This window comes from Nonomuraea sp. NPDC049129, from assembly GCF_040648495.1.
GTDB lineage: Bacteria > Actinomycetota > Actinomycetes > Streptosporangiales > Streptosporangiaceae > Nonomuraea.
The window spans coordinates 229497-251742 of record NZ_JBEZDU010000007.1 but is presented as its reverse complement, the minus strand read 5'-3'; the positions used below and the strand labels follow the sequence as shown (position 1 = coordinate 251742).

22 protein-coding genes are annotated in these 22246 nt (G+C 70.1%); 9 read left to right on the top strand and 13 right to left on the bottom strand.

The genetic code is table 11. The features are described from left to right. Nucleotides 1–48: 48 nt before the first annotated feature. Nucleotides 49–321 carry a WXG100 family type VII secretion target gene (locus AB0B64_RS23900; protein WP_214633406.1) on the bottom strand — a complete coding sequence of 91 codons (273 nt, stop codon included), beginning with the start codon at nucleotides 319–321 and terminating at the stop codon, nucleotides 49–51. Nucleotides 322–443: 122 nt separating this feature from the next. Between AB0B64_RS23900 and AB0B64_RS23895 the strand changes: the two genes are divergently transcribed. The 3 genes from AB0B64_RS23895 (at nucleotide 444) to AB0B64_RS23885 (ending at nucleotide 4586) form a co-directional block, all read left to right on the top strand. Next, complete coding sequence (locus tag AB0B64_RS23895) at nucleotides 444–1163, top strand: SDR family oxidoreductase (RefSeq protein ID WP_357948690.1); 720 nt, start codon at nucleotides 444–446, stop codon at nucleotides 1161–1163. Between the two features lie 75 nt (nucleotides 1164–1238). Then, entirely contained in the window at nucleotides 1239–2984 is a 1746-nt protein-coding gene (locus AB0B64_RS23890) for a biotin carboxylase N-terminal domain-containing protein (protein ID WP_358179663.1), read from the top strand. Between the two features lie 210 nt (nucleotides 2985–3194). Then, nucleotides 3195–4586, top strand: coding sequence for a hypothetical protein (locus AB0B64_RS23885; RefSeq protein WP_358179662.1), 1392 nt, complete (start codon nucleotides 3195–3197; stop codon nucleotides 4584–4586). Between the two features lie 136 nt (nucleotides 4587–4722). On the opposite strand, the gene AB0B64_RS23880 is transcribed toward AB0B64_RS23885, so the two are convergent. Beyond that, complete coding sequence (locus tag AB0B64_RS23880) at nucleotides 4723–6117, bottom strand: NAD(P)H-quinone dehydrogenase (RefSeq protein ID WP_358179661.1); 1395 nt, start codon at nucleotides 6115–6117, stop codon at nucleotides 4723–4725. 71 nt (nucleotides 6118–6188) lie between these two features. On the opposite strand from AB0B64_RS23880, the gene AB0B64_RS23875 reads away from it, so the two are divergent. Beyond that, entirely contained in the window at nucleotides 6189–6641 is a 453-nt protein-coding gene (locus AB0B64_RS23875) for a gamma-glutamylcyclotransferase (protein ID WP_225293571.1), read from the top strand. On the opposite strand, the gene AB0B64_RS23870 is transcribed toward AB0B64_RS23875, so the two are convergent. After that, nucleotides 6638–7942 carry an MFS transporter gene (locus AB0B64_RS23870; RefSeq protein ID WP_357948680.1) on the bottom strand — a complete coding sequence of 435 codons (1305 nt, stop codon included), beginning with the start codon at nucleotides 7940–7942 and terminating at the stop codon, nucleotides 6638–6640. The two genes, AB0B64_RS23875 and AB0B64_RS23870, sit on opposite strands and share 4 nt — an antisense overlap. A 111-nt stretch (nucleotides 7943–8053) precedes the next feature. Between AB0B64_RS23870 and AB0B64_RS23865 the strand changes: the two genes are divergently transcribed. The 4 genes from AB0B64_RS23865 to AB0B64_RS23850 all read left to right on the top strand — a co-directional run bounded on the left by AB0B64_RS23865 (nucleotide 8054) and on the right by AB0B64_RS23850 (nucleotide 12879). Continuing rightward, entirely contained in the window at nucleotides 8054–9034 is a 981-nt protein-coding gene (locus AB0B64_RS23865) for an Lrp/AsnC family transcriptional regulator (protein WP_357948677.1), read from the top strand. Then, nucleotides 9031–10335, top strand: coding sequence for a M20/M25/M40 family metallo-hydrolase (locus tag AB0B64_RS23860; RefSeq protein WP_357948674.1), 1305 nt, complete (start codon nucleotides 9031–9033; stop codon nucleotides 10333–10335). Before AB0B64_RS23865 ends, AB0B64_RS23860 begins: the two co-directional genes overlap by 4 nt. 1 nt (nucleotide 10336) lies before the next feature. Then, entirely contained in the window at nucleotides 10337–11140 is an 804-nt protein-coding gene (locus AB0B64_RS23855; protein ID WP_357948672.1) for a purine-nucleoside phosphorylase, read from the top strand. 86 nt (nucleotides 11141–11226) lie between these two features. Continuing rightward, nucleotides 11227–12879 carry a phospho-sugar mutase gene (locus tag AB0B64_RS23850; protein ID WP_358180065.1) on the top strand — a complete coding sequence of 551 codons (1653 nt, stop codon included), beginning with the start codon at nucleotides 11227–11229 and terminating at the stop codon, nucleotides 12877–12879. 75 nt (nucleotides 12880–12954) lie between these two features. Here the strand turns inward: AB0B64_RS23850 and AB0B64_RS23845 are convergent, their stop codons facing one another. The 9 genes from AB0B64_RS23845 to AB0B64_RS23805 all read right to left on the bottom strand — a co-directional run bounded on the left by AB0B64_RS23845 (nucleotide 12955) and on the right by AB0B64_RS23805 (nucleotide 20445). Then, nucleotides 12955–13440: a GyrI-like domain-containing protein gene (locus AB0B64_RS23845; RefSeq protein ID WP_358179660.1), complete on the bottom strand. Its 486-nt coding sequence runs from the start codon at nucleotides 13438–13440 to the stop codon at nucleotides 12955–12957. 13 nt (nucleotides 13441–13453) lie between these two features. Next, a complete protein-coding gene (locus AB0B64_RS23840; protein WP_358179658.1) occupies nucleotides 13454–14434 on the bottom strand; it encodes a sigma-70 family RNA polymerase sigma factor in 981 nt (326 codons plus the stop codon). Continuing rightward, entirely contained in the window at nucleotides 14434–15252 is an 819-nt protein-coding gene (locus tag AB0B64_RS23835; RefSeq protein ID WP_357948664.1) for a MerR family transcriptional regulator, read from the bottom strand. Before AB0B64_RS23835 ends, AB0B64_RS23840 begins: the two co-directional genes overlap by 1 nt. Before the next feature lie 100 nt (nucleotides 15253–15352). Beyond that, a complete protein-coding gene (locus AB0B64_RS23830; protein WP_358179657.1) occupies nucleotides 15353–15964 on the bottom strand; it encodes a PH domain-containing protein in 612 nt (203 codons plus the stop codon). After that, on the bottom strand, nucleotides 15961–17034 hold the full coding sequence (locus AB0B64_RS23825; RefSeq protein ID WP_357948660.1) for an adenosine deaminase: 1074 nt from the start codon (nucleotides 17032–17034) through the stop codon (nucleotides 15961–15963). Before AB0B64_RS23825 ends, AB0B64_RS23830 begins: the two co-directional genes overlap by 4 nt. Nucleotides 17035–17106: 72 nt before the next feature. Then, nucleotides 17107–17652, bottom strand: a complete 546-nt coding sequence (locus AB0B64_RS23820) for a hypothetical protein (protein ID WP_358179656.1) — start codon at nucleotides 17650–17652, stop codon at nucleotides 17107–17109. A gap of 183 nt (nucleotides 17653–17835) precedes the next feature. After that, nucleotides 17836–18192, bottom strand: coding sequence for a cupin domain-containing protein (locus AB0B64_RS23815; protein ID WP_357948654.1), 357 nt, complete (start codon nucleotides 18190–18192; stop codon nucleotides 17836–17838). Nucleotides 18193–18196: 4 nt separating this feature from the next. Further along, a complete protein-coding gene (locus tag AB0B64_RS23810; protein WP_357948652.1) occupies nucleotides 18197–18607 on the bottom strand; it encodes a hypothetical protein in 411 nt (136 codons plus the stop codon). Between the two features lie 431 nt (nucleotides 18608–19038). Then, complete coding sequence (locus AB0B64_RS23805) at nucleotides 19039–20445, bottom strand: MFS transporter (protein WP_358179654.1); 1407 nt, start codon at nucleotides 20443–20445, stop codon at nucleotides 19039–19041. Nucleotides 20446–20532: 87 nt separating this feature from the next. Between AB0B64_RS23805 and AB0B64_RS23800 the strand changes: the two genes are divergently transcribed. Beyond that, on the top strand, nucleotides 20533–20919 hold the full coding sequence (locus AB0B64_RS23800) for a MarR family transcriptional regulator (RefSeq protein ID WP_357650985.1): 387 nt from the start codon (nucleotides 20533–20535) through the stop codon (nucleotides 20917–20919). A gap of 47 nt (nucleotides 20920–20966) precedes the next feature. On the opposite strand, the gene AB0B64_RS23795 is transcribed toward AB0B64_RS23800, so the two are convergent. After that, on the bottom strand, nucleotides 20967–22241 hold the full coding sequence (locus tag AB0B64_RS23795) for a thymidine phosphorylase (protein ID WP_358179653.1): 1275 nt from the start codon (nucleotides 22239–22241) through the stop codon (nucleotides 20967–20969). Between the last annotated feature and the right edge of the window lie 5 nt (nucleotides 22242–22246).

Here is a 22246-nt window from a genome sequence, read left to right as displayed (position 1 = left end):
TGAACGAAAGGAAGCCCCGGCGCTCAGGCCGGGGCCCCTCCGCGAGACTCAGCGGGTCGCGGACTCGATGTTGCCCCGGTAGGTGTTGATCACCCGGGAGGCCTCCTGGAGCTCTTCCGTCATGCGCTGGAAGGCCGTCCGGTAGTTCTGCCAGGCCCCTTGGAAGCGCTCGGCTCCCGGGCCCGTCCAAGCGGTGCCGACCTTGGCGGCCTCGCGGTCCAGCGCGGTCATCGTGGTGCGCACCGCCTCGGACTGCTGGGTGAATTGGGTGGCCATCTGCTGCATTTCCGCGGGGTCGCCACCGAGCAGGCTCTGGCTCATGCATACCTCCTGGATCGACTGAAAGCGCCCTCAACATAGACGCGTCACTCACACCTCGCTCCTGTTATGCCGAGCGGCTATGGTCTTCCAGAGGAATATTCGGATCTAAGGAGCATCCGGCCATGCGCGAGGTTGTGGTCACCGGCGGTGGCACCGGGATCGGCTACGCGGTCGCGGCGGCGTTCGTCTCCGCGGGCGACCGGGTCACGATCACCGGGCGGCGCGAGCATGTGCTGAAGGAGGCCGCGTCCCGGCTCGGCGCCGACTTCCTGCCCTTCGACGCCGCGAACCCCGCCGCCGTGAAGGAGGCGGCCGGCCGTCTGCCCGAGCGGGTCGACGTCCTGGTCAACAACGCGGGCGGCAACACCAACCTCGACCGGCGGCAGTCCGACGACCTGCTGGACGTGGCCGAGGGGTGGCTGGCCAACCTCAACGCCAACCTGCTCTCCGCCGTGCTCGTCACGACCGCGCTGCTGCCGCGCTTCGCCAAGGGCGGGCGGATCATCACGATCGGCTCGATCGCCGCCCGCGGTACGGGCTCCGGCTCGTACGGCGCGGCCAAGGCGGCCGTCGAGGCGTGGACCGCCGACCTGGCCGCCCAGCTCGGCCCCCGGGGCGTGACCGCCAACGTGGTCTCCCCCGGCCTGGTGGTCGACACCGAGTTCTTCCGCGGCCGCCTGACCGAGGAGGGCATCAGGGCTCGCGTCGAGAACACCCGCAACGGCCGCCCCGGCACCCCATCTGACGTGGCCGACACTGTTCTGTTCCTCGCCACTCCGGGTGCGCGGCACCTGACGGGGCAGGTGCTCCATGTGAACGGCGGGGCGTACTTGGGTCGCTGAGGGTCGGCCGACAACGAGCACTTACACTCCGTTCAGTGCCTGTCGAGGAAGGGCGTCGGAAGGACTTAGGTCACAGTGCAGAAGGTTCTGATCGCCAATCGGGGTGAGATCGCCGTCCGGATCGCGCGGGCATGCAAGGACGCCGGGATCGGCAGCGTGGCCGTCTACGCCGACCAGGACCTCGACTCCCTGCACGCGAAGATCGCCGATGAGGCGTACGCGCTGGGCGGCCAATCCCCCGCCGAGACCTACCTCGACATCGGCAAGCTGCTGGAGATCGCCCGGCGCTCCGGCGCCGACGCCGTCCACCCCGGTTACGGTTTCCTGGCCGAGAACGCCGGCTTCGCCCAGGCCGTCATCGACGCGGGCCTGATCTGGATCGGCCCGCCGCCCGCCGCCATCGCCGCGCTCGGCGACAAGGTCCAGGCCAGGCACATCGCGCAGAAGGTCGGCGCGCCGCTGGTCGCCGGCACCAAGGACCCGGTGTCGGGGGCGGCGGAGGTGGTCGCCTTCGCCGAGGAGCACGGGCTGCCCATCGCGATCAAGGCCGCCTATGGCGGCGGCGGCCGGGGCATCAAGGTCGCCCGCCGGCTGGAGGAGGTCGCCGAGCTCTACGAATCGGCCGTACGCGAGGCGACCGCCGCGTTCGGCCGCGGCGAGTGCTTCGTGGAGCGCTACCTCGACCGCCCGCGGCACGTCGAGACCCAGTGCCTGGCCGACCGCGACGGCAACGTGGTCGTGGTCGGCACCCGAGACTGCTCACTCCAGCGCCGCCACCAGAAGCTGGTGGAGGAGGCGCCCGCGCCGTTCCTGTCCGAGTCGCAGGTCGAGATCCTCTACACCAGCTCCAAGGCGATCCTGCGCGAGGCCGGTTACGTCGGCGCGGGCACCTGCGAGTTCCTCGTCGGCCAGGACGGCACGATCTCCTTCCTGGAGGTCAACACCCGTCTGCAGGTCGAGCATCCGGTCAGCGAGGAGGTGTCGGGCCTCGACCTGGTCCGTGAGATGTTCCGCATCGCCGACGGCGGGACACTCGGCTACGCCGACCCGCGGCCGCGCGGCCACTCGATCGAGTTCCGCGTCAACGCCGAGGACGCCGGCCGAAACTTCCTGCCCGCTCCGGGCACCCTCACCGTCATGCGACCGCCGTCGGGTCCCGGGGTGCGGCTCGACTCGGGGTTCGAGGCCGGGATGACCGTGCCGCAGACGTTCGACTCGCTGGTGGCCAAGCTGATCGTGACCGGCCGTACGCGTACGGAGGCGCTGGAGCGCTCGCGCCGCGCACTGGCCGAGTTCGAGATCGGCGGCATGCCGACCGTGCTGCCCTTCCACCGCGCGGTCGTGTCGGACCCGGCCTTCACCGCCGAACCGTTCGCCGTCCACACCCGGTGGATCGAGACCGAGTTCGACAACACGATCCCGCCTTACTCGGGCGACGGCTCCGCCGACGAGCCCGCCGCCCGGGAGTCGGTGACGGTCGAGGTCGGCGGCAAGCGCCTCGAAGTGGTCCTCCCCTCCGGCCTCGCTACGACCGCCAGAGGCTCCGCGCCGCCCGCGGCCAGGAAGCCCAGACGCGGCGGCGCGAACAAGCCCGCGGCGGGCGGCGACGCGCTGGTCAGCCCGATGCAGGGCACCATCGTCAAGATCGTCGCGGCCGACGGCGACACGGTGGCCGAGGGCGACGCGATCGTGGTGCTGGAGGCCATGAAGATGGAGCAGCCACTGACCGCGCACAAGGCGGGCACCGTCACGGGCCTGACCGCAGCGGTCGGGCAGACCGTCACGTCGGGCGCTACGATCTGCGAGATCAAGGACGCCTGACGACGTTTTACGTCGCTCGACGCCGCTCGACCTCGCCTGACCTCGCTCGACCTCGCTTGACGTCGCTCGACCTCTCGCTTGATCGTGCCGGAGTCTCGAAGAGACTTGACCACGCCCCGCGCTCGACCGACTCCGTACGGGTAACGTGCGCTGTAGAGGAACTTTGTCGAGTGCCCGTTCGTCATCCTGGGCGAAGGAGGCTTGCTGCCAATGACCCATTCGCTGCGCCGAGCAGGGGCCGCGATCGCGGCTCTGATCGCCGGTCTTTTCGTCGTCCTTGCGCTGTCCCCTGCCGCCAACGCGGCGGCCGCACCCCCTGACGCATCGAGCGTTGTGTCCTATTGGAAGGACAAGAAGGATCCGCTATTCGTGCAGTCGGGATCGCCGCTGACCTCGGACCAGCAGTCCGAGATCCGCGACACGTTGAAGGGTTCCAAGAGTGACATCTACGTCGCGGCTCTGCCCGACGGCACGTTGACGACGGCCAACGCCAAGCAGTACGTCACCTCCCTTGGTGAGGCCACCGCGGCCGCCAAGGGTGGGGGCCAGGTCACCGTGGCGGTGCTCGACGGCAACTCCCTGTTCGCGGAGTCCAACTTCGGCAAGCCCGGTCTCACCAACCGGCTGTCCCAGCTCGCGGTGCGTAACCACGACGACGTCGTGTCCGGCATGAACGACTTCGTGGAACGCGTCAATCTCGCCGCCGCGGGCAAGAAGGCCGCGCTCGACTCCGGCCCGGTGGGCGGCAGCGGCGGCGGCAGCGGCGCGCTGATCGCCCTGGGCGCGCTCGTCGTGGTCGGCGGCGGCGGCTACTTCGTCTACTCCAAGAACAAGAAGAAGAAGCAGGCCATCCAGGACGCCAAGGACCTGGCCGCGGTCAAGCAGACCGTGGAGGAGGACGTCACCAAGCTCGGCGAGGAGATCACCGCGCTGGACACCGACGTGGCGCTCTCCGGCCAGAGCGGGCAGCACATCACCGAGTGGCAGCAGGCGCTCGACTCCTACGAGAAGGCCAAGACGCAGCTCGCGGCGGTGCAGCGGGCCGACCAGGTCCGCGAGGTGACCCAGACGCTGGAGGACGGCCGCTACGCGCTGGCCGTGGTGAAGGCCAAGGTCAACAACCAGCCGGTCCCCGAGCGGCGAGCGCCTTGCTTCTTCAACCCGCAGCACGGCCCGTCCGTACGTGACGTGCGCTGGGCTCCGCCCGGCGGCGCGGTGCGCGACGTACCCGCCTGCGCGAGCGACGCCGAGGCCGTGGAGCGCGGCTTCGACCCGCAGATGCGGGAGGTCATGGTCGACGGCCAGCGGCGTCCCTACTACGACGCGGGCCCGGCCTACCAGCCCTACGCCTACGGCTACTACGGCGGCTTCGGCGACATCATGACCGGCATGTTCATCGGCACGATGATGGGCAGCATGCTCGGCGGCGGTTTCGGCGGCTACGGCGCCGGTTACGCCGAGGGCTTCTCCGACGGCGGTGGCGGTGGCGGCGACTTCGGCGGCGGCGGCGACTTCGGCGGCGGAGGTGGCGGCGGCTGGGGCGACTTCGGCGGCGGCGGCGGCGACTTCGGTGGTGGCGACTTCGGCGGCGGCGACTGGTAAAGCGACCAGCGAGTGACCGGGCGCGTTCCCTTCGGGGGGCGCGCCCGTTTTTTACCGGCGGCGTCCCTCTGGGGGCGCCCGTTGTCTCACCGGGCGCGATCCCTTTCGGGGCGCGCCCGGTTTCGTGGAAGCCGGGTCAGATCCCGATCTGCGCCTCAGGCTGCATCAACCGCCGGGCTGCCTCGGTGATGGATCCTGACAAAGACGGATATACCGCGAAAGTGTGGGCCAGCTGATCCACCGTGAGCCGCTGTTGCACCGCCACCGAGAGCGCCAGGATCAGCTCCGAGGCGCGCGGCGCCACCACGACCCCGCCCAGCACGATGCCGGTGTGCGGACGGCAGAACAGCTTGACGAAGCCGTCGTTGAACCCCTGCATCTTGGCGCGAGCGTTGGTGGCCAGCGGCAGCTTGACCACGTTGGCCTCGATCTCGCCGGCCTCGATCGAGCGCTGTGCCACGCCGACCGCGGCGATCTCCGGATCGGTGAAGATGTTGGAGGCCACCGTGGCCAACCGGAGCGGCTGGACGGCCTCGCCCAGCGCGTGCCAGACCCCGATGCGGCCCTGCATGGCGGCGACCGAGGCGAGCATGAGCACGCCGGTGCAGTCACCCGCCGCGTAGACGCCCGGCGCGGAGGTGCGCGAGACCTTGTCGACCTTGATGAAGCCGTTCCTGTCGAGCTGGACCCCGGCCTCCTCCAGGCCGATGCCGCTCGTGTTGGGCACCATGCCGACCGTCATCAGCGCGTGGGAGCCCTCGGCCGTGCGGCCGTCTTCGAGCGTGACCACGACGCCGTCGGCGGTCCGCTTGACGGAGGCGGCGCGGGAGCGGCCCATGACGTTCATGCCGCGACGCCGGTAGACCTCTTCGAGCACCTCGGCGCCGTCGGCGTCCTCATTGGGCATCATCCGGTCGCGGCTGGAGACCAGCGTGACCTCGGCGCCCAGCGAGCGGTAGGCGCCCGCGAACTCGGCGCCCGTCACCCCGGAGCCCACCACGATCAGGTGCTCGGGAAGCGCGTCGAGGTCATAGAGCTGACGCCAGGTAAGGACGCGCTCGCCGTCGGGCTCGGCCCCCGGCAGGATGCGCGGCGTCGCGCCGGTCGCCACGATGACCACATCGGCCTTGATCGCGCGGTCGCCCGCCTTGACCAGTTGCGGGTCGACCAGCCGCCCGCGGGCCTTGATGATCTCGACGCCCTCTGCGGCGACCCGGGTCTCGATGTCGGCCGACTGGGCCTGCGCCAGCTCCTTGACCCGCTTGTTGACCAGCGGCAGATCGACGCTCGCCACGCCGACGTCGCCATCGAGCCCGCCGGTGAATCCGACGCCCAGCGAGGGCGCGTCGAGGAGGGCCTGTTTACGCACGGAGGTGGCGATGAGCGTCTTGGACGGCACGCAGTCGGTCAGCACGCAGGCGCCGCCAGGCCCGTCCTGTTCGACCATGGTGACCTGCGCGCCTAGCTGCGCCGCCACCAGAGCCGCCTCGTAGCCGCCTGGTCCGCCACCGATGATCACGATCCTCGTCACGTGCCTATTGTCCCGCATGGCGCGCGCTGACGACGAACGGGGCGGCCGGTCGCGCGCTACTCTTATCAGCTGTGCCTGTATACGCGGCCTACGGCAGCAACATGGACCCCGAGCAGATGGCCATGCGTGCCCCTCATTCCCCGATCCGGGGCGTGGGCTGGCTGCAGGGTTGGCGCCTGACGTTCGGCGGCGAATACTTCGGCTGGGAGGGCGCGCTCTCCACCATCGTCGAAGACCCCGACGAGCACGTCTTCGTGGTCCTCTACGACGTGCCCGAGTTGGACGCCAACTCCCTCGACCAGTGGGAGGGCGCGGTCCGCGGCCTCTACCACAAGGTGCGGCTGCGGGTGCAGACGCTCGACGGCGAGCAGGTGGCCTGGTTCTACGTGCTCGACGGCTATGAGGGCGGCCTGCCCTCCGCCCGCTACCTGGGCATCCTGGCCGACGCCGCCGAGCGGGCGGGCGCCCCCGACGACTACGTCAAGGAGCTGCGGGGACGCCCCTGCAAATCGATCGGCGACTAGCTGAGCGGCTGGTCCTTGGTCTCCTTCAACGCGAAGACGTACACCAGTGTGGAGACCAGGGCGAGCGCCGACATGTACCACGGGAAGAGTCCCGCGTTGCCCGCGTCCTTCAGCGCCGTGCCGATGAGTGGCGCGGTGCCGCCGAAGATGGCGACGGTCAGCGAGTACGGGAAGCCCGCCCCCGCCGCCCGCACCCGGGTCGGGAACAACTCGGAGTTGACCGCGGCCGAGACCGAGGTGAAGCAGCCGAGGAAGATCATGCCGAGGCACTGGATGAACAGCAGGCTGGAGAAGGAGTTCGTCAGCATGCCGAGCAGCGGCACCGGCAGGATCGTGAACGCCAGGCCGAAGGTGATCAGCATGGGCCGGCGCCCGACCCGGTCCGACAGCATGCCGAGCAGCGGCTGCAGGACCATGAAGAAGACCAGCGCGATCGTGCTGACCGTGAGCGACTGACCCTTGTCGAAGCCCACGTTCTGCTGGGCGTAGGTCGGCAGGAAGGTCGTCCAGGTGTAGTAGGCGACCGTGCCCGCCACGGTGATGCCGACGATCAAGGCGGCCTTGGTCGGGTAGCGGACCAGGAACTCGAACAGGCCCGGACGCTCGGTCTTGCCCTCCTGGATCTCGCTGACGACCGCGCTGGTCTCCTCGGCGCCCTTGCGGATCCACAGGCCCACGAGGCTGATCACCGCGCCCACCACGAACGGGATGCGCCAGCCGTACGAGCTCATGTCGGCTTCGGCGAGGTTGGCGGCCAGCAGGGCGGCCAGGCCGGAGGCGAAGAGCTGGCCGATGGTGGTGCTGACGTACTGGAAGCTCGAGAACAGCCCGCGACGCCCGGGAGGGGCCGACTCGACCAGGAACGTGGTCGCCGCGGCGAACTCACCGCCGACCGAGAGGCCCTGGATCAGCCGCGCCAGCGTCAGGATGATCGGCGCGAGCACACCCGCCGCCTCGTACGTCGGCGTGATCGCCAGCAGCAGCGAGCCGCCACCCATCAGGATGATCGTGAAGGTCATCGCAGACTTGCGGCCGAACCGGTCGGCGAACGCGCCCACCAGCAGGCCGCCCAGCGGGCGCATGAAGAAGCCGACCGCGAACACCGCGAAGGCGCTCAGCACCGGGACCAGACTGTTCGTGCCGGACTTGGGGAAGATCTGCTCGGCGAAGTAGACGGTCAGGAAGCTGTAGGTGTACCAGTCGAACCACTCGACGACGTTGCCGATGCTGGCCGCCATGAGCTGTCGGACACGGCTTTTGGGGATGCCGAGTGGCGATGGCGCCACGGGGGAGGTCGCCACGGGGGGCTCCTTTGCTGACAACTGCGATGATGGCCTACTGTGCATTCGGGCGACCGAAACAGTCAAATGCCTGGCAACATATTTACAAACCCGACATAGAGACGGCTCCCCGTGGATGTTCTCGACCGGCGCCTGGTCGCCGCTCTCCAGATCGGCCCCCGCGCGTCGTGGGGCGAGATCGGCAGGGCCGTCGGCGAGCACGAACGCACGGTCGCGCGCCGGTTACAGCGGCTGATCGCCGACGGCATGGTGCGCGTCACCGCGATCTATGACGACCTGCGTTCGGGCCACGGCCGGCCCGTGCACCTGCATGTCCAGGTCCGTCCGGGTACGGCGGCGCAGGTCGCCAAGGCGCTGGCCGACCGGCCCGACACGCGCTCGGTCTACTCGCTGACCGGGGCGGCCGACCTCGCCTGCGAGCTGGTCGCCCGGTCACGGGAGGAGCTGCACGACATCCTCACCGCGGAGATCAGTGAGATCGACGGGGTGCTGCAGACGCAGACGCAGGTCGTCCTGCACACCTTCAGGACGGTCGCCGAGTGGCACGCGCCCTACCTCAGCGAGCAGGAGGCAGCCCAGCTGCGTCCGCCCCCGGTCCTCGAAGTCCTTCCCGACGAGGACGGTCTTTCGCCTCTGGAGCAGGAGATCGCCGAACTGCTGGCCGGTGACGGCAGGATCGCGTTCACGGCGATCGCCGAGCGGCTCGACATCTCGGTGCCGACCGCCCGCAGGCGGGTGTCCTCGCTGCTCGAACGGCGGCTCCTGCTGCTGCGGGCCGAGGTCGAGCCCGCGCTGCTCGGCCTGGAGGTGGAGGGCAAGCTCTGGCTCAAGGTACGGCCGCACGGGCTCGACCTGGTCGGCCAGCGGCTCGCCGCGCACCCCAGCGTGCGTTACTGCGCGGCCACCTCGGGCACCCATTCCCTGATCGTCCAGGTCGCGGTGGCCCATGAGGCCGATCTCTACCGTTTCCTGACGGGTGTCGTCGGCCCGCTCGACGAGGTCACCGACATGGACGTCACCCTCATCACCCGCGCCTACAAACGCGGTCACCTCCACAAGTCCGGCCTGCTCACCCTGGAGAGGACACCATGACGCCCGCCGAGAACGAAGTCGCCGAACTCTGCGCCGAACTCATCCGCGTCGACAGCAGCAACTACGGGGACGGCACCGGCCCCGGCGAGCGGGCCGCCGCCGAGGCCGTCATGGCCAGGCTGGACGAGGTCGGCATCGAGGCCACCTACATCGAGAGCGAGCCGGGCCGGGGCAACGTCATCACCCGCGTCGAAGGCACCGACCCGTCGCTGCCCGCGCTCCTGGTCCACGGCCACCTGGACGTGGTGCCCGCCAACGCGGCCGACTGGTCCGTCGACCCGTTCGGCGGCGAGGTACGCGACGGCTACATCTGGGGCCGGGGCGCGGTCGACATGAAGGACATGGACGCGATGATGCTGGCCGTACTCCGCCAGCTCACCCGCGAGGGCCGCAAGCCGCGCCGCGACCTCGTCTTCGCCTGGGTCGCCGACGAGGAGGCGGGCGGCAACTACGGCGCCAAGCACCTCACCGCGCACCACCCGGAGCTGTTCGAGGGCGTCACCGAGGCGATCAGCGAGGTCGGCGGCTACTCCCTGGAGGTGGACCCGTCCCTGCGGCTCTACCTGATCGAGACCGCGCAGAAGGGTCTCGGCTGGATGAAGCTCATCGCCGACGGCACCGCCGGGCACGGCTCGATGCTCAACACCGACAACGCGGTCACCGAGGTGGCCAAGGCCGTGGCCAGGGTCGGCGCCCACGAGTGGCCGATCACCCTCACCCCGACGGTCCGCCAGTTCCTCACCGAGGTCGCGGACGCGTTCGGCCTGCCCTTCGACGAGGACGACCCGGCGCCCATCCTGGACAAGATCGGGCCGCTGGTCCGCTTCGTCGGCGCGACGCTGAGCCACACCGCCAACCCGACCCAGCTCAACGCCGGCTACAAGTCGAACGTCATCCCCGGCCAGGCCACCGCCGTGATCGACGGCCGCTTCCTGCCCGGCCACGAGGACGAGTTCTTCAAGACGATCGACTCGCTGATCGGGTCGAACGTCCGCCGCGAGTTCGTGCACCACGACATCGCGCTGGAGACCACGTTCGACGGCGCCCTGGTCGAGTCGATGATCGCGGCGCTGAAGGCCGAGGACCCCACGGCGCGGGCCGTGCCGTACTGCATGTCCGGCGGCACCGACAACAAGACCTTCTTCGCCGACCTGGGCGTACGCGGGTTCGGGTTCGTGCCGCTGCGACTGCCCGGGGACATGGACTTCGCGTCGATGTTCCACGGCGTGGACGAGCGGGTGCCGGTGGACGCGCTCCAGTTCGGGGTACGGGTGCTCGACAGGCTCCTCCTAAACTACTGACGTGAGCAACGACCCCTACTCCCTGGCCAGAGCCGCCGCCGAGGCGCTGAAGAGCGCCTGCGGCCTCGACACCTTCGACGTCGCCCTCGTCATGGGGTCCGGCTGGGTGCCGGCCGCGGACGCGATCGGCGAGACGGTCACGGAGATCCCCTTCACCGACCTGCCCGGCTTCTCCGCTCCGGCCGTGGCCGGGCACGGCGGCAAGATCCGCGTCCTGCGCACCCCCGGTGGGCGGCACGCGCTCGTCTTCCTCGGTCGGAGCCACCTCTACGAGGGGCGGGGCGTCGACTCCGTCGTTCACGGCGTACGCACCGCGGCCGCCGCGGGGGTCGGCACGATCGTGCTGACCAACGCGGCCGGCGGGCTGCGCCCCGAGACGCAGCAGGTCGGCGACCCGGTGCTGATCAGCGACCACATCAACATGACCGGGGCCAACCCGATCACCGGCACCACGTTCATCGACCTCACCGAGGTCTACTCGCGGCGGCTGCGCGCGCTCGTGCAGGAGGTGGACCCGACCATCGCCGAGGGCGTCTATGTGGCCTTCCGCGGCCCCACCTACGAGACGCCCGCCGAGATCCGCATGCTGCGCACGCTGGGCGGCGACATGATCGGCATGTCCACCGTCCTGGAGGCCATCGCGGCCCGCGAGGCCGGTCTCGAGGTGCTGGGCGTCTCCCTGGTCACCAACCCGGGGGCGGGGCTGGCGGACGAGCCGCTCAACCACGAGGAGGTCCTCCAGGTCGGCCGCGCGACGGCCGCCCGCATGGGCACCCTGCTGGCCAAGATCGTGGACCGTCTGTGACCGACGACCCGGCACCCTCGTCCCCCGCGGCCGGCGAGCCTGCCGGCGACGCCTCCGCGACCGCCGAACCGACCGCAGACGCCCCCGTGTCCGCCGACGCTCGCGCAGCCGCCGACCTGGTCCCGGCGGCGCGTCTCTGGCTGGCGCAGGATCCTGATCCTGAGACCCGGGCCGAGCTGTCCGCCCTGCTCGACTCCGGCGATATCGAGGCGCTGCGCGACCGCTTCGGTGCCGGGCTCGAGTTCGGTACGGCCGGTCTGCGCGGTGAGCTGGGCGCGGGCCCCAACCGGATGAACCGGGTGACCGTCATGCGGGCCGCGGCCGGTCTGGCCCAGGTGCTCGGCCCCGGCAGGCACGTCGTCATCGGCTACGACGCCCGCCACAAGTCCGACGTGTTCGCCCGCGACACCGCGGCCGTGCTGACCGGCGCCGGACTGCACGCCTCACTGCTGCCCTGCCCGCTGCCGACTCCCATCCTCGCCTTCGCCGTACGCCACCTCGGCGCCGACGCCGGTGTGATGGTCACCGCCAGCCACAACCCGCCCCGCGACAACGGCTACAAGGTCTACTGGGGCGACGGCTCCCAGATCGTGCCGCCGATCGACGCCGAGATCTCCGCCGCCATCGAGGCGGTGGGCCGCGTCGACCAGTTGCCGATCGACGCGCCCGGCACGCTGACCGAGCTGGGCGAGAGCATCATCGACGACTACATCGACGCGGTGACCGCGCTGCCGCTCGGCGACGCCCGCGAGCTGCGGATCGCCTACACGCCGCTGCACGGCGTCGGGTCGGGCACGCTGACCGGGGCGTTCCTGGCCGCCGGGTTCGAGACCCCGATGGCGGTCGAGGAGCAGCGCAACCCCGACCCCGCCTTCCCGACGGTGGCGTTCCCCAACCCGGAGGAACCCGGCGCGATCGACCTGGCTGTGGCGCTGGCCAAGAAGATCAACGCCGATCTCGTCCTGGCGAACGACCCCGACGCCGACCGATGCGCCGTGGCCGTGCCGCTGGGCGACGGCTCCTGGCGCATGCTGACCGGCGACGAGGTGGGCGGCCTGCTGGCCGAGCACGTGATCACGCACACGTCCGGCGATCGCCTGGTGGCCACCACGATCGTCTCCTCGACGCTGGTGAGCAAGATCGCCGCCGCTCATAGCGTCCGCTACGGGGAGACGCTGACCGGCTTCAAGTGGATCATCAAGGCGGGTCCCGGGCTGGTCTTCGGCTACGAGGAGGCGATCGGCTACAGCGTCGGCTCCGACGCCGGGCTGCCCGTACACGACAAGGACGGCATCGGCGCCGCCCTGACCGTGGCCGGCATGGCCGCGGCGGCCAAGCGTGCCGGCCGGACGCTGCTCGACCTGCTCGACGACCAGGCCCGGCGCTACGGGCTGCACGCCACCGCGCAGCTGTCCGTCCGGGTCGAGGACCTGTCGCTCATCGCCGGCGCGATGGCCCGGCTGCGCGCCGACCCCCCGGCCGCGCTGGGCGGCCGGGCGGTCGAACGGGCTGACGACCTGAGCCTGGGTGACGGCGGGCTACCGCCGACCGACGGGCTGCGGTACGCGCTGTCCGGAGACGCCCGGGTGGTGGTCCGGCCTTCGGGGACCGAGCCCAAGCTCAAGTGCTACCTGGAGGTGGTCGTTCCGGTGACCGGTCCGGTGGCGGATGCCCGAGCGCTGGCCGTACGGGAGCTCGACGCCCTGAAAGCGGACGTCGGCACCGCACTCGGCCTCTAGGCACCGCCCCCTCCAGGCACCGCCCTATCCGGCGCCCGCCCCCTCGGGCGCCGCAGGGGGGCGGGCGCCGAAGGGTCAGGCCAGGCGGAACTCCAGGTCGGTGTCCCAGTTGTTGAGGTCGGGCTCGACGCGGGGATCCGTCTGGTAGAGCTCCAGGCGGCAGCCCCACAGCTCGGTGTCGCCGTCGCGCGTCATGTCCCACTTGAGGCCCTGCTCGGTGCCCCAGGTCAGGAGGTTCTCGATGACCCCCCTGAGCTGGTCGGGGTGGCCGTGGTGGCGTACCGTCGCGTAGCGCCCGGCCGGCAGGTGGGCGGCGAAGATGTCCCTTTCGACGGTCACCGGGGCCGCGACCGGCACGCCCGCCTCGACTTCCAGCCGGTCGGCCGGCATGTCGATGGCGAGGTACCTGAGGAACGGCGCCCCTGCGGGTGCCACCCCTCGCTCGGCCAGCCAGCCGATCAGCTCACCGATGCGGTCGGCCACCAGGCCGAAGGTGGTCATGCTGATGGTCCCGCGGACCCCCACGTAGGGGCGGTCGGGATGGTCAATGATGTTCGGCATTGTTTGCCCTCCTTCACTCACCTATACGAGGCGGGCCCGCGAAACTCATCGGCAGGCCGAAGAGCGGGAACAACCGCGGGTCCAGATACGTGGTCGTCCCGCTGACCCGGTCTCCCGAGACCTCGACGACCAGCAGCGCGAACGGCTCGCCCCCCAGGTACTGCCCGAACGCCGGGGAGCCGTTGGCCGTGCCCGCCGGGACCAGGCGGGAGCCGCCGCAGGGCGCGTCCGCCGCGAGCATGGCCTTGCGGATATCCTCTCTGCCCCGCAGCCACCACGCGAACGGCGGCATCGACATCGTCGCGTCCTCGTGCAACAGCGCGACCAGCCCCGACACGTCATACCACTCGAACGCGTCCACATACCGCTCCAGCAACCGCCGGTCCACCTCGCCACCGTGGCCGGGCACCCCGGAAAGACCATCGCGGGCGGGCACCTCGGAAAGACCATCGCGGGCGGGCACCTCGGAAAGCGTCGCCCTGGCCCGCTGCAGAGCGCTGTTGACCGAGGCGACGCTGCCCTCCAGCAGCTCCGCCACCTCGGCCGCGCTCCAGCGCAGCACGTCGCGCAGGATCAGCACCGCCCGCTGCCGTGGTGGGAGGTGCTGCAGCGCGGCCACGAACGCCAGGCGTACCGTCTCCCTCTCGACGGCGAGCTCGGCCGGATCGGAGGGGAGCACCCGGCGGTCGGGAATCGGCGTGATCCAGGCCTGGCCGGGCAGCGGCGGGCCGAGGTCGGGGCCCGGTGACCCGGCGGGGCCGAGGTCCATGGCCCGCGCCCGCCGCTGAGCGCCCCGCAGCATGTCGAGGCAGACGTTGGTGGCGATGTGGAACAGCCACGAGCGGAGCGGCGCCCGGTCAGGGTCGTAGCGGTCGAGGCCGCGCCATGCCTTGACCAGCGTCTCCTGCACCGCGTCCTCGGCCTCGAACCCGGAGCCCAGCATCCGGTAGCAGTAACCGGTCAGCTCGGCACGGTGCCGCTCCAGCTCCTCCACTAGACCGGGGTCACCTCGATCTGGAGCTCCGTCACCCATTCGGCCAGGTCGTCCGGGCAGTGCAGGGAGATCTCCCTGGCCAGGCCGCTGGACCGGTAGCCGTTCGCCTCGATCCAGTGCGCCAGCGCCTGGAACGTCGGGCCCACCTCCTCCATCGGGCCATGATGGATGATCGTCGCCGCCGTCTCGATGCGCGGCAGAGTGACGAACTGGACGTCGTACTCGTCCTTCTCTTCCGCCGTGAAGGGGAACGCGACGTGCACCATCACGGCGCCGTCGTCTTCGGGGATGTAGTACGCGATGCCGGGCCCCGCTATGGTCACCCGCGCCGACTCCAGCCGCCCGCAGAGCTCGACGAACAGCGGCTTGATGACCGGCCCGATGTCCTCGCCCTCGTAGCTGGCGGCCCGCGCGCTGAGTTCGGCGACCCTGGTCGCGGCGACCTCCTTGAGCACGACCTCGTCCGTCTGCATGTGCCCCTCCGTCTCGATGGTCCGGAGCCTCGCCTCGACGCCGCGCAGCCTGGCCAGGTCGGCGCTGATCCGCGCCTCCAGCTGGGCGCGGCGCAGGCGTACCATGCCGTGCAGCTCTTCCGTGCTGACCTTGTCGTCGAGGATCGCCCTGACCTGCTCCAGCGTGAAGCCGAGGTCCTTGATCGCGACGATGCGGTTGAGCCTGGACAGCTGCGCCGCCTGGTATGAGCGATAGCCGGTGGCCGGGTCCACGTGCGCGGGGCGCAGCAGCCCGATCGCGTCGTAGTGGCGCAGCATGCGCACGGACACGAGCCCGAGCCTGGCGAAGTCTCCGATACTGAACATGACCCCTCCAGGTGTAGGGCCTGACACGGTGTCAGGGTCAACAACCTCGGCCAGTCAGCCCATCACGACCATGGCTCGGCGGGACAGCCGATCACCACCGTTAGCCGATCACGACCGCCATCACCACGAGCGCGATCGCCGCGGCCAGCACCGCGAACGAGTCGATCGCCCAGCTGGCGCGCGCGGGCGGGGCCTCCGCATCGCGGCGCCTGGCCGACTCCGCCCGTTCGGTGATCTGCTGCCCCACCCAGTCGGCGTGCGTCTTCCCGGCGAACGCCTCCGCGGCCGCCTGCTCCGCCTTGCTCAGCGTGGGCTCGGTCTTGAAGCGACCGCGTTCCTGCCTCGGCGTGGCCCGGCGCTGCGCCCTGGCCCGCTCGCGCGCCGTGCTCATCGGCGTCCACAGCCGCAACACCTGCTCGGCGCCGTAGCGGACGTTGATGGTGTGGGAGACCACCACGTCGTTCACCGACGCCCACGGCACGAACGTCGAGCGGAGCGGGTTGCGCCCCACCAGCCCCTCCTCGGTCACCACGGTCGCGGGGCGGAGCGCGACCAGGTAGACCACGGCGGTGAGCGCTCCCAGCACGGCGCCCGCCACCAGCGAGGGCTTGCCGTTGTAGCGGGCGGTCAGATCCCAGATGTTGAAGGCGACGAACGCCAGCCACACCCAGCCGAGCACGAAGGCGGTCTTGGACCGGTAGGTCTCTTTCACGGCTGCCACTTCATCCGCGCGAATCCGGGCTTGATCACACCGTTGATCAGGGCCAGCCGCTCATCGAACGGGATGAACGCCGACTTCATCGCATTGACCGTGAACCACTGCAGATCATCCCAGCCGTAGCCGAACGCCTCCACCAGCTTGTCGAACTCCAGCGACACGTTGGTGCGGCTCATCAGCCGGTTGTCGGTGTTGACCGTCACCCTGAAATGCAGGCGGCGCAGCAGCCCGATCGGGTGGTCGGCGATGGAGTCGGCGGCTCCGGTCTGCAGGTTGGAGGTGGGGCACATCTCCAGGGGGATGCGCTTGTCGCGGACGTAGGCGGCCAGTCGGCCCAGCTTGGCCGAGCCGTCCTCCGACACCGAGATGTCGTCGATGATCCGCACCCCGTGGCCGAGCCGATCGGCGCCGCACCACTGGATGGCCTGCCAGATCGACGGCAGCCCGAAGCCCTCGCCCGCGTGGATGGTGAAGTGCGCGTTCTCCCGCTGCAGGTATTCGAACGCGTCGAGGTGCCTGGTGGGCGGGTAGCCGGCCTCGGCCCCGGCGATGTCGAACCCCACCACCCCGCCGTCCCGATAACGTACGGCCAGCTCGGCGATCTCCATCGACCGCGCCTGATGCCGCATCGCGGTCAGCAGCGTGCCGACCTTGATCCCGCGCCCCTCGGAGCCCTGCCGGAACCCGTCCAGCACCGCCTCGACCACCTGATCGAGGCTGAGCCCCGTGGTGGTGTGCTGCTCGGGCGCGAAGCGCACCTCGGCGTAGACGACCCCGTCGGCCGCCAGATCCTCCGCGCACTCGGCGGCGACGCGGGTCAGTGCCTCGCGCGTCTGCATGACGCCGACGGTGTGCTGGAAGGTCTCCAGGTAGCGTTCGAGCGAGCCTGAATCGGCCGCCTCCTCGAACCACTCGCGAAGGTTGTCGGCGTCGGTCGTGGGCAGTTCGCCGTAGCCGGAGTCGCGAGCCAGCCCGACGATGGTCTCGGCCCGCAGGCCGCCGTCGAGGTGGTCATGCAGCAGCACCTTGGGCGCCCGTTGGATCTCGTCAAGCGTGGGCCTCATCCGCCCATGATATGCGTCTTCCGCCGACGAACTCCCGGCTCCAACTGGGCCGACATCGGCCCGTGTCGCCGCTCACCCCACGGCTTTGAGGATCGCGTCGAACTTCTTGGTGAGCTTGATGGCGGTGGTCTTGTCGGCGTTCACGAAATAGACGCTCACCAGCCGGTCAACGCTCTCCACCAGTCCCTCCGCCACGGCGCCGTCACGGTCGCACACGATCGCGCCGTCAGCGGCCGACGATTCGCGCACCTTGCCGTCGTACCCGGTGCACGACTCGGTGAATTCCTGGCGAACGGCGGCGACGTCCTTCCCGCCGACGGTGTCGGTCCTCAGCACCAGCGGATCCGACCCCGCCTGCGGAGCGTCCGCCGCCGTGTAGAGACACACGCTCGCCTTGACCGATTCGAGGGTCTCCAGCGGGTGGTCGTCCCTCTTCTCCTTCAGCTCCCAGCTCAGCCCCGTGGCTTTGGAGAGCTCTTCCACGGTGAGCGAGCAGCCGCTCGCCGTCTTGGTTCCGCCGCTTCTGGCCGTTTCCGCCTGGGGTCTACATCCGGCGAGCAGCACAGCGGCGATGGCTAAGCCGAGCACGTACGCGCGAGCGGCGGTCGGACGTGTCATGGCGGAGCCTCCAGATCACTTGGGCGCCCCGGCGGCCGGTGCCTCCCGTATTGCGTTCTTTCAGCCCATTAATAGAGGCATCGGCTTACATCCCTCTTGATCAACGCTTGCCACGCGCTCCTCTGGGAGGCGGTCAGATATGGCGTGGAGGACGACTTCCAGTGCCTGGGAATACGGAAACCGTCAATCCTCGGCGCGGTTGGCCCCGTCCGGGGAGAAGGCGGGCAGGCAGACGGCGATGTACTCGGCGCCGTCCGGGCCGGTGCTGTAGCGGATCTTCTCGCCCGGGTCCGTGACGATGGACTGGCCCGCCGTGACCTCGGTCGTGCCGTCGGCATGTTCCACCAGGAGCGTGCCGCGCAGGACGACGGTGTATTCGGTGAACGAGGGCGTTTGTGCGGGCTCGTCCCAGCCGGGCGGGGCGACCATGTGGGCGATGGAGATCGCCTCGTCGCCGCTGTTGACGCGGCCTACGTGCTCGTCGATGAGCTTGCCGCCGGGCACCGGGATGCGGGTAGCCGCTTCGATCTTTCTAACCACCAGGTCAGTGTGCCACGTCGATGACCAGCCGGTCGGGATCGGACTGCTCCTTCAGCTCGAACGCCGCCTGATGGTTGAGCACGAGGCCGACACCGACGCGGCCCTCGAAGTCGCCGGTCTTGACCACATGCGTCACGTTGCCGAGGTTGGCCGGGAAGATGGGCCCGCCCTTCCAGGTGGGCCTGCCCTTGGCGTCGTGGGCGTCGGCGGGCGCGAGGATCAGCTGGAGGTACGCGCCACCGGGCAGGTCGAACTCCTCGCCCGAGCCGTCCTGCAGCAGTTTGTCTACCCATTTGACGTTGTAGCCGGGCATGGAGCCCTTGATGTCGATCACCACGCGGTCGTAGGTGTCGTGGGCGGCGTAGCGGACGTTCTGCACGACCGCCGGGTCGCCGATGTTGTGCTGTACATCCACCTCGACCGTGCTCGTCGGCGCCGCCTTCCGCGTGCCCGTGTCGACAGAGATGGAGGACGAGGAGGTGGACGTGGACGTGGACGTCCGACCGCGTGACGTCGATGGGGTAGCGACCCTCGGTGGGGCGGTGGGCTCGGCTGACGCGCTCGTGGTCGCGCCGCTCCCAGTGCCGCCTGGCGAGGCCGTACCGCACGCGGTCAGTACGAGGAGACAGGCCAGAGCGGCGGCGTGGGCCGGGCGGCGTCGCGACGGATGCCCGAGCGCGGGTGGCGGGCGCATAGCAGATTGATTCCCCAGTTCAGAGGATCACAAGCGGCGCGGCGCGCGAGTGGCACGAACATGGGCCACCCATAGCCGACGCGTGGGGAGCACAAAGAGCGAGAAGGCCCCGCGCGGTACGCGGGGCCTTCTCAACGAATCGGACGCCTAAGTCAGACCGTCTCGTACACCTTCGCCTCTTCCTGCGGGGCCGCCACCGGCTTGCGCACGCGCAGCCCGGTGGCCGAGATCGCCACCCCGACCAGCGCCAGCACCAGCGACACCACGATCGCCGAGCGGAGCGACTCGATCGACAGAGTGGTGCCGTTGGAGGTGAGCACCGCCGAGACCACGGCGAGCACGATCGCGCCGCCCACCTGGCCGGAGGTGTTGAGCAGCCCGGAGGCCAGCCCCTGCTCGTCGTCGTGCACGCCGTTCGTGGCCTGGATGTTCAGCGGCGCGAAGGACAGCGCGAACGCGATTCCCAGCAGCAGCATGCCGGGAATGACCAGACCGCCCAGGCTGGGGTGCTCGTCGATGCCCAGGAACATCGCGTAGCCACCGGCCAGCGCCGCCGCGCCGATGATGGTCAGCTTGGTAGTGCCGAACCTGTCGGCGAAGTCGCCCATCTTGGTCGAGGTGATCGCGACGAGCACCCCGGCGGGCAGGAACGCCAGCGCGGTGCCGAGGGCCGACCAGCCGAGCAGGTTCTGGAAGTACTGCATGGCCACGAACTGGAAGGCCACGTAGGAGCCCATCAGGATGAGCAGCCCCAGGTTCGCCCGGACGAGCGAGCCGGAGCGCAGGATGCCCAGCCGGACCAGCGGGTGCCTCATCCGCAGTTCGGCGAGGACGAACAGGCCGAGCAGCGCGGCGACGGCGACCAGCGAGCCGATCGTGCGCAGCGAGGTCCAGCCGGCCTCGGGCGCCTGGACGACGGTGAAGACGAGCAGCAGCATCGAGGCGGTGATCAGCACGGCGCCGATCAGGTCGTGGCCGCCTTCGGCCCGCTCCTCTTCGCCGCGCGGCAGCACCCTGAGCGCGGCGATCAGCGCGATGATCGCGACCGGCACCGGCATCAGCAGCGTCCACCGCCAGCCGATCTCCGTCAGCAGGCCGGACAGCACCAGCCCGAGTGAGTAACCACTGGCGCCACACGCGGTGAAGATGCTGAGCGCCTTGTTGCGCTCAGGCCCCTCGGGAAACGTGGTGGTGATGATCGAAAGGGCGGCCGGCGCGGTGAAGGCGGCGCCCACTCCCTTGATGAACCTGGCCGCGATCAGCAGAGCGCCGTCGTCCACCAGACCACCGAGCAACGACGCGACGGCGAAGACACCCAGCGCGACCAGGAACACCCTGCGTCGCCCGAGCAAGTCGGCGGTCCTGCCGCCCAGCAACAGAAGACCGCCATAACCGAGCACGTAGCCGCTGACAACCCACTGCAGAGAAGAGGTAGAAAGGCCCAGGTCGTGCTGGATGGCGGGCAGCGCCACGCCGACCATCGACACGTCAAGGGCGTCAAGGAAGATCACTGCACAGAGCACGGCGAGCGCGCCCCAACGGGATGAGTGAGAGGACATGGGTCAGTACACTACATGCATCCGCATCTAATGCAAACGCATTTAATTCCGTTGCATCAGTTTTAGCGAAGTGGTAACCTCCGCGACATGGACGAGGAGTTCGTGGTCGGGACCTGGCACTACGTCCTGGCGAAGCACGCCAAGGCGATGTGCTCGCTGGAACGCGAGCTGGGTGACAAGCACGGCCTGGGGCCGAGCGAGTTCGAGGTGCTGGACCGGATCGTCCATCACGACAAGAAGCTGCGGATCCAGGAGCTCTGTGACGAGGTTCACCTGAGCCAGAGCGCGCTGTCCAGGGTCGTGGCGCGGCTGGAGAAGGCTCAGCTGGTCTCGCGCGGGGTATGCGACCAGGACCGCCGTGGCGTCTTCGTCTGCATCACCGAGGCGGGGAGAGCGCGCCACAAGGAGGCCCTGCCGACGCAGCGCGCCGTCCTCGCCGACATCTTCGCCGACGCGCCCGTCCTCGTACGCTGAAGCTGCGGCACAAAGCACCGACGCCCGAAGCCGCCGGCGCCCGTGTACTAGGCCGTGATCCGGTCCAGCACCAGAGGCAGCACCTCGGCGCTCCCCGTCCCGACCTCGTAGCCGCCCTGCAGTGCCGCCAAGGCCCGCTCGAAGCGACCCGTCTCGTCCGCGTGCAGCGTCATCAGAGGCTGCCCCTCACGTACGAGGTCGCCCGGCTTGGCATGCAGCACGATGCCCGCCCCGAACGACACCGGATCCTCCTTACGAGCCCGCCCCGCCCCCAACCGCCAGGCCGCCAGCCCGACGGCATAGGCGTCCAGGCGTGATAGGACCCCCGAGGCAGGCGCCTCGACCACCATGGTCTCCGCCGCCCTGGGCAGGATCGCGTCCGGGTCGCCGCCCTGGGCGGTGATCATCCGGCGCCAGGCGTCCATGGCCGAGCCGTCCGCCAGCGCCCGCGCCGGGTCAGGACCGGAGATCCCGGCCGCCTCCAGCATCTCCCGCGCCAGCCGTACGGTCAGCTCCACGACGTCCGGCGGCCCCCCGCCCGCGAGGACCTCGACCGACTCCTCGACCTCCAGGGCGTTGCCCACGGCGCGGCCCAGGGGGCGGTCCATGGCGGTGAGCAGGGCGACCGTGCGCACGCCCGCGTCGGTGCCCAGCGCGACCATCGTCTCGGCCAGCTCGCGGGCCCGCTCCGGCGTCTTCATGAACGCGCCCGAGCCCACCTTGACGTCGAGCACCAGCGACCCGGTGCCCTCGGCGATCTTCTTCGACATGATCGACGACGCGATGAGCGGGATCGACTCGACGGTGCCCGTGACGTCGCGCAGGGCGTACAGCTTCTTGTCGGCCGGGGCGAGGCCCGAGCCGGCGGCGCAGACGACCGCGCCCGCCGAACGGAGCACCGAGAGCATCTCGTCGTTGGACAGCGAGGCCCGCCAGCCGGGGATCGACTCCAGTTTGTCCAGCGTGCCGCCCGTGTGGCCGAGGCCGCGGCCCGAGAGCTGCGGGACATAGGCGCCGCAGGCGGCCACCAGCGGGGCGAGCGGCAGCGTGATCTTGTCGCCGACGCCGCCGGTGGAGTGCTTGTCGGCGGTGGGCCGGTCCAGCGCGGACCAGTCCATCCGCTCGCCCGAGCGGATCATCGCCTGCGTCCAGCCGGCGATCTCGCGCCGGTTCATGCCGTTCAGCAGGATGGCCATGGCCAGCGCGGACATCTGCTCGTCGGCCACCTCGCCGCGCGTGTAGGCGTCGATCACCCAGTCGATCTGGGCGGCCGTCAGCTCGCCACCGTCCCGCTTGGCGACGATGACTTCGATGACGTCCATGGACA

What these genes read in the sequence shown, in the direction of transcription:
- AB0B64_RS23900 (WP_214633406.1), bottom strand. Translation starts at nt 321, where the DNA reads ATGAGCCAGAGCCTGCTCGGTGGCGACCCCGCGGAAATGCAGCAGATG.
- AB0B64_RS23895 (WP_357948690.1), top strand. Translation starts at nt 444, where the DNA reads ATGCGCGAGGTTGTGGTCACCGGCGGTGGCACCGGGATCGGCTACGCG.
- AB0B64_RS23885 (WP_358179662.1), top strand. Translation starts at nt 3,195, where the DNA reads ATGACCCATTCGCTGCGCCGAGCAGGGGCCGCGATCGCGGCTCTGATC.
- AB0B64_RS23860 (WP_357948674.1), top strand. Translation starts at nt 9,031, where the DNA reads ATGACGCCCGCCGAGAACGAAGTCGCCGAACTCTGCGCCGAACTCATC.
- AB0B64_RS23845 (WP_358179660.1), bottom strand. Translation starts at nt 13,440, where the DNA reads ATGCCGAACATCATTGACCATCCCGACCGCCCCTACGTGGGGGTCCGC.
- AB0B64_RS23835 (WP_357948664.1), bottom strand. Translation starts at nt 15,252, where the DNA reads ATGTTCAGTATCGGAGACTTCGCCAGGCTCGGGCTCGTGTCCGTGCGC.
- AB0B64_RS23825 (WP_357948660.1), bottom strand. Translation starts at nt 17,034, where the DNA reads ATGAGGCCCACGCTTGACGAGATCCAACGGGCGCCCAAGGTGCTGCTG.
- AB0B64_RS23820 (WP_358179656.1), bottom strand. Translation starts at nt 17,652, where the DNA reads ATGACACGTCCGACCGCCGCTCGCGCGTACGTGCTCGGCTTAGCCATC.
- AB0B64_RS23805 (WP_358179654.1), bottom strand. Translation starts at nt 20,445, where the DNA reads ATGTCCTCTCACTCATCCCGTTGGGGCGCGCTCGCCGTGCTCTGTGCA.
- AB0B64_RS23800 (WP_357650985.1), top strand. Translation starts at nt 20,533, where the DNA reads ATGGACGAGGAGTTCGTGGTCGGGACCTGGCACTACGTCCTGGCGAAG.
- AB0B64_RS23795 (WP_358179653.1), bottom strand. Translation starts at nt 22,241, where the DNA reads ATGGACGTCATCGAAGTCATCGTCGCCAAGCGGGACGGTGGCGAGCTG.